The organism is Thermococcus sp., assembly GCF_027008145.1.
Lineage (GTDB): Archaea > Methanobacteriota_B > Thermococci > Thermococcales > Thermococcaceae > Thermococcus.
On sequence record NZ_JALTCZ010000074.1, the window covers coordinates 1 to 8645 of the forward strand.

The window sequence follows — 8645 nt, forward strand, 5'->3', positions numbered from 1 at the left end:
GCTCTTTGAAGGAGAACTGCCCGAAGGCTCGTACGCCCAGATAGTTGAGGTCAAGCCAGGGCAGACGGTTAGGAAACACTATCACGAGCGCCAGTACGAGTTGTTTTACATCATGGACGGCGAGGCGAGGCTGGGGATAGGTGAAACGGAATACCTCGCAAAGCCAGGGGATATCTTTCTTGTAAAACCAAAAACGGTCCACTGGGTCGTCAACGAGCGCGATGAACCCTTCAGGCTCTTCGTGGTGAAGCTAAACTATTACGGCGACGACTCTGTCTGGCTGGATGAGTAGGGGTGATATCATGGCGGAAAGAATTATAGGAATCCTCGGCGGAATGGGGCCTTTGGCTACGGCCGACCTCTTCAGAAGGATAGTTGAGAAGACCCCTGCAAAGCGCGACCAAGACCATCCGAGGGTAATAATCTACAACAACCCGAAGATACCGGACAGGACGGCCTTTATAGTTGACCACGGCGAAGACCCGAGGCCCGAGCTCATAGCCAGCGCAAAAAAGCTTGAGGAGTGCGGTGCCGACTTCGTAATAATGCCCTGCAACACGGCCCACTACTTTGCAGAGGACATCCAGAGGGCCATAAACATTCCACTAGTCAGCATGGTCGAGGAAACGGCCGAGAGGGTAAGGGAGATGGGCATCAGAAGGGTTGGCCTTCTCGCGACGGACGGGACGATAAAGGGGCGTGTTTACCAGAGGGCACTTGAGAGGAGGGGAATCGAGCCTATCCTTCCGGACGAGGACGACCAGAGGCTCGTGATGAAGGGTATCTACGATGGCGTCAAGGCAGGCAACATTGAGCTTGGGAGGGAGCTGCTCCTGACGGTCGCGAGGAAGCTTGAAGAGAGAACCGGGGGGATAATAGCGGGTTGTACAGAGGTCAGCGTCGCACTAAGACCCGAAGACCTGAAGGTTCCTCTCATAGATCCGATGGACGTCATAGCGGAGAAGGCTGTAAAACTTGCCCTCGGTATCGAAGAACTCTAAATCCACCCCTTCCTCTTGAAGTAGACGAGCATGCCGATGGCAATGGCGAGCATAACTATGAGAACCGCCGGGTAGCCGTAGCGCCAGTAGAGCTCGGGCATGTAGCGGAAGTTCATTCCGTAGATGCCGGTTATGAACGTCAGAGGGATGAATATCGTTGAGACGACCGTCAGGATCCTTATGATGTCGTTGGTCTTCATTGAGATGGTTGAGTAGTAAAGTTCCACGAGGCTGTTGGCCATCTCCCCCTGACTCTCCAGGATTTCAAGAACCTCAAGGACATGGTCGTGGAGCTCTCTTATCAGGGGGAGGGACTCCTCGCTAAAGAACCGGGAGCCTTCAAACCCGAGCTTTCTGAAGGCCTCGAGGAGCGGAAAGACAGTCCTCTTCATGAAGAGTATCTCCCCCCTTATGCCGTGTATCCTGTGGAGGACACTCTCATCGCCCTTTGACAGAATTCTCGTCCCAAGCTCTTCCATCTTGGAGCTTATGCGCTCTATTATCGGCACGTAGTTCTCGACTATCGCCTCAAGGAGTGCAAAGAGCAGGTAGTCCGCACCGCGCTCACGGAAGAGGCCCTCCCCTTGGCGGATGCTCTCCCTTACCGGGCCGAAGACATCTCCGGACACCTCCTGAACTGTAACGAGAAGGTTTCCCCTGAGAAAAATCCCTATCTTCTCCCTCTTCAAGCCACTCTCTATCTCATAGACCTGATGAAGGAGAAGAAAGAGGTAGTCCCCAAAGACCATTACCCTCGGCCTTCCGGAGCCCTTGGCCAAACTCCGGACGATAGCGTCGGGAAAGCCCAGCTCACTCTTCAGCTCCTCCACAGGAAGGGGCCCCTCGACGTTCACCCACGCAACTTTGTAGTTGCCGGGAAAGATAGCATCCCGAAGGGTCTCGGCCTTCTTGCTCAGAAACTTATCCCTAGAATAGGCCATCACAGTTATCCCCGGCCTCTTTTCCTTATTCCCTTTCATCCGCTCATCCCCTGAACTCCATTATCATCCCCGAATGGAGCTTGTGGAAGCGCTCGCCGTAGGCCTCCATGAATTCAGCCTCGGCCTTCAGCCCCGTACAGTGACCTGTGTAGACCTCTTCAACCCCCAGCCTCTTGAACTCCTCAACCGTTCTCTTTATCCGCTCTTCGCCCGCATCTATGAGGTGGAAACCGCCGATAACGGCCTTAACCCTATCTTTGCCGGTCAGCCTTATGGCGTGCTTCACTATGCCAACTATGCCCGCATGGGAACAGCCACTCACAACGACGAGTCCCTCCTCTGTCTTTACCACTATGCTCATGTCATCGAGGAGCAAGTCTTCCACAATCTTTCCCTTCTTCAGCGTGTAAACCCCTATGCCAGCCCTCTCGAAATCTTCCCTGTCCCCTATCTCACCCGTCGAGTAGAGGCCATTAACTATCTCGATAGGCTCCACCGTCAGGTAGAGCTCCGCCAGCTTCTCAACCTCTTCCCTCCTGAAGGGAATCCCCACATCCCTTAGGGAAGGCCCCATCACGAAGTGCCTCCTGAAGATTGTGGGATGGGCTATGAGGGGAACCCTCTTTCCAGCCACCTTTAGAATGTCCAAGAGCCCTCCCGTGTGGTCGTAGTGGCAGTGGCTCAGGAAGACGTAGTCTATGCTCTCAGGTTTTATACCGAGGAGCCCCATGTTGTGAAGAACCGGATAAGCACTCTGACCCGTATCAAACAGCACCCTTCTGCCGTTCTTCTCTATCAGAAAGCTCACCCCATGCTGGGCCAGGAAGGGACTTTCATAGCCTGAGTAGTCCTCGACAAGGACGGTGACGCGCATCTCTTCCACCTAGGGAGATTAGGAAAAGGGGGAGTTATAGTTTTCGGGTCACAACATCTCTTCCCATCTTGGCCATGCCGAGACCGGCCTTAAAGGCATTCTTCACGGTTCCTTTCAGTGCCAGCATTATAACCTCCTTGACCTTCCCGCTGACCCCGGTGAGAACCATTATTCCGAGCTTAGTGAACTTTAGGGCCAGCTCTTCAGGAATCTCTGGGGTCAGGACGAGCTCAACGCCCTCACGCTTCAGCTCCCCCGCAGCGTTCTCCCCGGGCTTTATTACCTTTATCTCCTTGACGCCATCTGGCCCGATCTCGGCTATCGCTATTCCACCTGCCATATCGAGGGGAACAGCCTTCCCGTCAAAGCCCCCGTCCGAGGGAACGGCAACTCTCATCAAACTCACCTTGGCAATGTAATCCAAAAGTCCTTAAAACCCTGGCGCAAACTTAGGCCGGTGGAGTAAATGGAGATAGGCGTCGTTGGAAAGCCAAACGTCGGAAAGTCAACCTTCTTCTCCGCTGCGACGCTGGTTGACGTGGACATAGCCAACTACCCCTTCACGACGATAGAGGCTAACGTAGGTGTAACCTACGCGATAGCGGAGCACCCCTGCAGGGAGCTCGGCTGTAAACCAAACCCCCAGAACTATGAGTACCGCGATGGAAAGGCCCTCATCCCGATCAAGATGATAGACGTTGCAGGTCTCGTCCCCGGTGCCCATGAGGGTCGCGGGCTGGGCAACAAGTTCCTCGACGACCTCAGGATGGCCTCAGCCCTAATCCACGTCGTTGACGCGACCGGAAAGACCGACGCCGAGGGACAGCCTACGGACTACCACGACCCGGTCGAGGACATCGAGTTCCTTGAGAGGGAGATAGACTACTGGATACTCGGGATACTCAAGAAGGGCTGGGAGAAGTTCGCGAAGAGGGTAAAGATCCAGGGGATAAAGCTTGAGGGAGCGATAGCGGATCACCTCTCGGGGATAGGCGTTAGGGAGGAGGACGTCTGGGAGGCCGTCCACAGGCTCGGGCTGGGAAGCGACCCGACTAAATGGACTGATGAAGATCTCTTCGCCTTCGTCCGCGAGCTGAGGAGGATAAACAAGCCCATTATCATAGCCGCCAACAAGGCAGACGCCGCGAGCGACGACGAGATTGAGAGGCTGAAAAAGGAGGGCGAAAAGAGGGACTACATCGTCATCCCAACGAGTGCCGTGGCTGAGCTGACCCTCAGGAAAGCAGCTAAAGCTGGCTTTATCGACTACATCCCGGGCAGCTCCGGCTTCAAAGTCCTCAAGAAGATGAGCCCTAAGCAAGAAAAAGCCCTCCAGCTCATCAAGGAAAGGGTTCTCAACCGCTTCGGCTCAACCGGCGTCCAGGAGGTGATAAACAGGGCCGTCTTTGACCTGTTGAACCTTATCCCTGTCTACCCTGTCCAAGACGAGCATAAGCTCACCGACCAGTTCGGCAACGTTTTACCCCATGTCTATCTCCTTCCGAGGGGCTCAACGCCGAGGGACCTAGCATACAAGGTTCACACCGACCTCGGGAGGACTTTCCTCTACGCCGTCAACGCCAGAACCCACAGGCGCGTCGGGGAGGACTACCGGCTTGAGTCCAATGACATCATAAAAATCGTCGCAACGGCGAAGTAACTTTTAGCCTTTCTCACTCTTGATGAGCTCCTGATAGAGCCTCGGCTCGACGTCTACCTCACTGAGACCGAGTTTTCGGGCAACCTCCCAGATTTTTCTCTTGGCTTCTCTAACATCATCCGAGATGACCTCTATGTCCAGAAATCCGCCAAGGCCCTCCACGTCGTTCAGCTCGAAGGTTACCCCGTCAAGGCGGTAAACGAGGCGTCTCTTCCTGACGACCACGTCCTCCCTAAACCCCAGCCTCTTAAGGATTTCAACGACCGTTTCAAAGTCGGAGACCTTGACTTCAAGCTCATCAAACTCCTCGTTCCGCCCGGGATCCTTTATATCCTTGTAGGTGAGGTAGGCTCTCCCGAGGTTTGGGACGTTCCTGACCCTGAGCAACCTTGGATAGGGAAGGGAGAAATAGATGTCCTCCTGGAGCTCCTCTCTATCGAAGGAAGCCCCCAGGGACTCAATCTTTTTCATGATTCCCTTAAAATCGACCCTGAACTTTACCTCGATTTCCATGTTACACCCTCACGAGGAAGCCAACAAGGTCGTGACCCTTCGCGAACTCGTTTATCGGGATGACCTCAATCCGCTTTATCGTCGGGAGCGTCCTTATCGTCTCATCTATGAACTTGTTGAGCTTGCTCTCGTTATCCTCTCCAACGAGGGCAACCACGCCGTTCTTTCCGCTCCTCGCTACCATAAGGACGTTGGGGAGTATCGAGAGGGTTCTCGTTATGTAGCTGATGTACTTCTCCAGAAAGTCCTCTATGATGGGCGTCTCGGCTTCGAGGTAAACGAGGGCCACCGCCTTCGGTTGGAGGGACTCGCCGAGGATTATGGTGTAGCGTTCGATGACGCCCTTCTCAAGAAGCTTCTTGATTCGGAAGTGAACCGTCGATTCCGGCCTCTTCAGGCGCTCCGCTATCTCGGAGATGGTAAGACGGGCGTCTTCCTTCAGCAGTCTCAGTATCGCCCTGTCAAGGTCGTCCAGTTGAATCATGCGGACTCCCCCAGCGCCGGTAAAGGCTGTGCTCAATCCCCAGGATATCTAACGTTCTGCCGATTATAAAGTTTATTATATCATCCAATGTTTTGGGTTTTGTATAAAATCCCGGAGATGCAGGCATCACTACAGCTCCGGCCCTCGTCACCTTCAGCATGTTCTCGATGTGTATGAGGCTGAGCGGGGTCTCTCTGATGATGAGGATGAGCTTTCTGCGTTCCTTGAGGGCAACATCTGCGGCTCTGGTTATCAGGTTGTCGGCGTAGCCGTTGGCTATCGCCGAGAGGGTCTTCATTGAGCACGGGGCGATGACCATTGCGTCAAAGGGGTGGGAACCTGAGGCAACGGGAGCAAAGAGGTTATCCTCTGTGTAGTCTGGTTTTACCGTTATCCCCAGCTCGTGCCTCGCAACGCTTATCCCGGTCTTTGAAGCTAGAACAACGACTTCATGGCCCAGGTCCCTCAGAACCTCGACCAGACGAACCCCATAAACCGAACCACTCGCACCGGTTATGGCAACCACGACCTTCATGACACCACCGGAAGAAGTTCAATCGCTACGTTTTTATATGTTCTTGAGAGTTCCTTAGGGAGGTAAAGGCACTATGGGCGAAGTCCCTGAGATTCTTCTTGAGGGAGCGGTTGAAATAGCCCTCAAGCTTGGAGCCAAGGCGATAGTCGTTCTAAATGAGATACCCGAAGAGAAGATACCCAACGTCAGCCTGCCCGTTGTCGTTGTGGGCTCGACCTTTGATATCGAAGAGGACAGAGTGAAAAGAATTTCAGTCCCTCAGAACCTCGACCTGAAGAACATCCTGAACCTCATCTCAGCCTTCCTAATCGAACACGAGATGGTAAAAGAGGGAGATTCCTTCGTCTACGTGACCGAGAGCTCAATCGGAATAAAGGCCGTGAAGAAGGGCATCTCGGCAATGAAGAGCTTCTTCTCCCAGAGCCAGAACGTCCTCCAGAGGCTGCTTGAGATAGCGATAGAGCTGAGCATCGAGGGCAGGGAGGGCAGGCAGGTAGGGAGTATCTTCGTGATAGGGGACACGAGGAGGGTTCTCAAGCACTCCCGTCAGCTGATACCGAATCCCTTTAAGGGACATAAAATTAACGTCCTCGACAAGGACAGCAAGGAGATTATAAAGGAGTTCGCCCAGCTCGATGGGGCATTCGTTGTGTGGGAGGACGGCAGAATAGCTGCGGCTGGCAGGTACCTTGAGGTCAAACCAAAGGTCGTTGACCTGATGCTTCCTCCCGGGCTGGGGAGCAGGCACATAGCAGCTGCGGGGATAACGAGACTGACGAAGGCGATGGCCATAAGCCTATCTGAGAGCGGGACGATAAGGATATTCAAGAACGGGCTCATGCTACTTGAGTACAACCCGAGACTGACCTATTGAGGTGTTCCGATGAGGATTCACCTGATCTACCGCAGGTTGCCGAACAGGATTATAGAGAGGGACGATGAAGTCATCGCCGACCTCGGAAACATCATTGTTGCCAGATCAATCTTTTCCGGGATGCTCACCCCGCTCAGGGTGGGCGGAGTTAAGGTGATAGATAACGGCTATGGCATGCTCTACTTCGCCTTCATTGGGGAGAACTACGATATACTGAAGGTTTACGACGAAAAGGGAAACTTCAAAGGAATTTACATAGATGTGCTCGCCTACACAAAACGCGAGGGAAACACCGTGAAGATGTTCGACCTCTTCCTTGACATCTTCATCTTTCCCGACGGCAGGGTTTTCCTCCTCGACGAGGACGAGCTTGAGATGGTCCTGAACCACGGCCTAATTGACAGGGAAACCTTCGACCTCTCCTACTCCGTTGCCAGGGAGATACTCGAAAAGCTTAAACGCGGTGAGTTCCCGCCCCAAATCGTGTGGGAGTACGAGTGGAGGGGATTTGAGTGAAGTTCCTGAGAGAGACGAAGGGCGGAACGCTCCTTCTCATCTACGTCCAGCCGAAGGCTAAGAAGAACGAGGTTGAGGGCATAGACGGGTGGCGCGGTCGCTTGAAGGTCAAAATCAAAGCCCCACCCGTCGACGGAAAGGCAAACAAAGAGGTTGTGAAGTTCTTCTCGAAACTGCTGAATGCGGAGGTCGAGCTCGTTAAGGGCCAGACGAGCAGGGAGAAGAACCTGCTCGTGAAGGGAGTTGGAGAGGAGGAGGTGAGGAAGAGGCTCGGCCTCTGAGCTCACCTGTACTTCAGGAACGTCATATAGAAAAACACCCCACCGACCAGGCTGAGCCCGCCGGCAAAGGTGAGCAGGTAGCCGGGCCCCTTGTAGCTGACTTCAACGGTGTAGCAGCCCGTAGAGTTTGAGTAGGTGTAGTCTATCCAAGCTCTCTTCTGGATGACATGATCCTTCCATGCTACGAAAACGTTCCCCGTGGAGGCCGAGACCCGGAGGTAACCGTTGGCAACGCTCACGTAGTAGTCCCCCAGCCTGCCCGACTGTCCCTCGCAGAAAGTTCCACTGAGATGCTGGCCTGGTATTAAGAGGGCCGCGATTGCAATGAGGATTCCCACTACAATCAGGAGTTCTTCAGTGTCCATAGCCCTCGGATAAAGAAGGAGAAAGGGTCTTTTAACTTTTCACTTCAGAATCCCAAGGCTCTTGTTCGTCTTCCTTATGCTCTCCCACTTGTCGGCCATCTCAAACATTGCCCTTATTGCATCGACGTTCTCAGGCACAACGTCGCTCTCCTGGTGCACCGCTTGGATGTAGAAGAGCCGCCCGTTCCTAACGCTTATGCTCTCCTTCCAGACGGCTATCTCGTAGAGGTTGTTCCACTCGCGGTGCAAATCCCTGGCAAACTCTATGAGCTGGGCCGTGCTCTCAAACCCCTTCTCCTTCTCGAAGAGGAGAACGCGTGTGGTGTTTTCAAAAATGTCAACTACATCCTCCTCCCTCAGCGGCTTCTTGAGCTCTATCATAACGCTGTGGACGTGCATGAGCGTCGTTGGCACGACGAAGGCTGTGGTCTCGATGTTTATCGGAATCACCGTCTGAACGTCGGGCCCGTGGTGCGAAGGAACCTCCACGGTCGGCTTTATCGCATTTATCGGTCCCCTCTTGGAATCGTTCGGGTCAGCGGCGCGGCGTATCATCACGGCGTAAACGTAGTCGATGTATTCCTGGAGTGCCGAGAGCGTT

The 8645-nt window shown here is 53.9% G+C and carries 14 protein-coding genes; 6 read left to right on the forward strand and 8 right to left on the reverse strand.

Going from position 1 to position 8645, the window contains the following annotated elements:
- Both MVD07_RS03485 and MVD07_RS03490 read left to right on the forward strand, forming a co-directional pair.
- Positions 1-292 (forward strand): cupin domain-containing protein (locus MVD07_RS03485; protein ID WP_297498711.1); only part of this gene is annotated, 292 nt, incomplete at its 5' end.
- 10 nt (positions 293-302) lie between these two features.
- Complete coding sequence (locus MVD07_RS03490; protein ID WP_297498714.1) at positions 303-1001, forward strand: aspartate racemase; 699 nt, start codon at positions 303-305, stop codon at positions 999-1001.
- Here the strand turns inward: MVD07_RS03490 and corA are convergent.
- Genes corA through MVD07_RS03505 form a run of 3 tightly spaced genes read right to left on the reverse strand, consistent with a single transcriptional unit; the run spans position 998 to position 3213 of the window.
- A complete protein-coding gene (gene corA, locus MVD07_RS03495) occupies positions 998-1981 on the reverse strand; it encodes a magnesium/cobalt transporter CorA (RefSeq protein ID WP_297498717.1) in 984 nt (327 codons plus the stop codon). The two genes, MVD07_RS03490 and corA, sit on opposite strands and share 4 nt — an antisense overlap.
- A 4-nt stretch (positions 1982-1985) precedes the next feature.
- Positions 1986-2816: an MBL fold metallo-hydrolase gene (locus MVD07_RS03500; RefSeq protein WP_297498748.1), complete on the reverse strand. Its 831-nt coding sequence runs from the start codon at positions 2814-2816 to the stop codon at positions 1986-1988.
- A gap of 34 nt (positions 2817-2850) precedes the next feature.
- Entirely contained in the window at positions 2851-3213 is a 363-nt protein-coding gene (locus tag MVD07_RS03505; RefSeq protein WP_297498720.1) for a NifB/NifX family molybdenum-iron cluster-binding protein, read from the reverse strand.
- 69 nt (positions 3214-3282) lie between these two features.
- On the opposite strand from MVD07_RS03505, the gene MVD07_RS03510 reads away from it, so the two are divergent.
- Positions 3283-4476, forward strand: a complete 1194-nt coding sequence (locus MVD07_RS03510; RefSeq protein WP_297498723.1) for a redox-regulated ATPase YchF — start codon at positions 3283-3285, stop codon at positions 4474-4476.
- A gap of 3 nt (positions 4477-4479) precedes the next feature.
- Here the strand turns inward: MVD07_RS03510 and cyaB are convergent, their stop codons facing one another.
- The 3 genes from cyaB to MVD07_RS03525 are packed head-to-tail and all read right to left on the reverse strand — an operon-like array spanning position 4480 to position 6008.
- Entirely contained in the window at positions 4480-4989 is a 510-nt protein-coding gene (gene cyaB / locus MVD07_RS03515) for a class IV adenylate cyclase (protein ID WP_297498725.1), read from the reverse strand.
- Between the two features lies 1 nt (position 4990).
- Complete coding sequence (locus MVD07_RS03520) at positions 4991-5473, reverse strand: Lrp/AsnC family transcriptional regulator (RefSeq protein WP_297498728.1); 483 nt, start codon at positions 5471-5473, stop codon at positions 4991-4993.
- Positions 5451-6008 carry a flavin prenyltransferase UbiX gene (locus MVD07_RS03525; RefSeq protein ID WP_297498731.1) on the reverse strand — a complete coding sequence of 186 codons (558 nt, stop codon included), beginning with the start codon at positions 6006-6008 and terminating at the stop codon, positions 5451-5453. Before MVD07_RS03525 ends, MVD07_RS03520 begins: the two co-directional genes overlap by 23 nt.
- A 73-nt stretch (positions 6009-6081) precedes the next feature.
- On the opposite strand from MVD07_RS03525, the gene MVD07_RS03530 reads away from it, so the two are divergent.
- The 3 genes from MVD07_RS03530 to MVD07_RS03540 are packed head-to-tail and all read left to right on the forward strand — an operon-like array spanning position 6082 to position 7679.
- Positions 6082-6882 (forward strand): diadenylate cyclase, encoded by an 801-nt coding sequence (locus MVD07_RS03530; RefSeq protein ID WP_297498735.1) that lies wholly within the window; start codon positions 6082-6084, stop codon positions 6880-6882.
- 9 nt (positions 6883-6891) lie between these two features.
- Positions 6892-7398 (forward strand): DUF402 domain-containing protein, encoded by a 507-nt coding sequence (locus tag MVD07_RS03535; RefSeq protein ID WP_297498737.1) that lies wholly within the window; start codon positions 6892-6894, stop codon positions 7396-7398.
- Positions 7395-7679: a DUF167 domain-containing protein gene (locus MVD07_RS03540; RefSeq protein ID WP_297498740.1), complete on the forward strand. Its 285-nt coding sequence runs from the start codon at positions 7395-7397 to the stop codon at positions 7677-7679. Before MVD07_RS03535 ends, MVD07_RS03540 begins: the two co-directional genes overlap by 4 nt.
- 2 nt (positions 7680-7681) lie before the next feature.
- Here the strand turns inward: MVD07_RS03540 and MVD07_RS03545 are convergent, their stop codons facing one another.
- Both MVD07_RS03545 and MVD07_RS03550 read right to left on the reverse strand, forming a co-directional pair.
- Positions 7682-8044: a hypothetical protein gene (locus tag MVD07_RS03545; RefSeq protein ID WP_297498742.1), complete on the reverse strand. Its 363-nt coding sequence runs from the start codon at positions 8042-8044 to the stop codon at positions 7682-7684.
- 39 nt (positions 8045-8083) lie between these two features.
- Positions 8084-8645: phosphorylating glyceraldehyde-3-phosphate dehydrogenase (locus tag MVD07_RS03550; protein ID WP_297498745.1), on the reverse strand; the 562-nt coding region annotated here is incomplete at its 5' end.

Coding starts and splice junctions, on each gene's coding strand:
- MVD07_RS03510 (WP_297498723.1), top strand. CDS start 3,283: ATGGAGATAGGCGTCGTTGGAAAGCCAAACGTCGGAAAGTCAACCTTC.
- MVD07_RS03530 (WP_297498735.1), top strand. CDS start 6,082: ATGGGCGAAGTCCCTGAGATTCTTCTTGAGGGAGCGGTTGAAATAGCC.
- MVD07_RS03500 (WP_297498748.1), bottom strand. CDS start 2,816: ATGCGCGTCACCGTCCTTGTCGAGGACTACTCAGGCTATGAAAGTCCC.
- MVD07_RS03520 (WP_297498728.1), bottom strand. CDS start 5,473: ATGATTCAACTGGACGACCTTGACAGGGCGATACTGAGACTGCTGAAG.
- MVD07_RS03490 (WP_297498714.1), top strand. CDS start 303: ATGGCGGAAAGAATTATAGGAATCCTCGGCGGAATGGGGCCTTTGGCT.
- MVD07_RS03525 (WP_297498731.1), bottom strand. CDS start 6,008: ATGAAGGTCGTGGTTGCCATAACCGGTGCGAGTGGTTCGGTTTATGGG.
- corA (WP_297498717.1), bottom strand. CDS start 1,981: ATGAAAGGGAATAAGGAAAAGAGGCCGGGGATAACTGTGATGGCCTAT.
- MVD07_RS03505 (WP_297498720.1), bottom strand. CDS start 3,213: ATGAGAGTTGCCGTTCCCTCGGACGGGGGCTTTGACGGGAAGGCTGTT.
- MVD07_RS03535 (WP_297498737.1), top strand. CDS start 6,892: ATGAGGATTCACCTGATCTACCGCAGGTTGCCGAACAGGATTATAGAG.
- cyaB (WP_297498725.1), bottom strand. CDS start 4,989: ATGGAAATCGAGGTAAAGTTCAGGGTCGATTTTAAGGGAATCATGAAA.
- MVD07_RS03545 (WP_297498742.1), bottom strand. CDS start 8,044: ATGGACACTGAAGAACTCCTGATTGTAGTGGGAATCCTCATTGCAATC.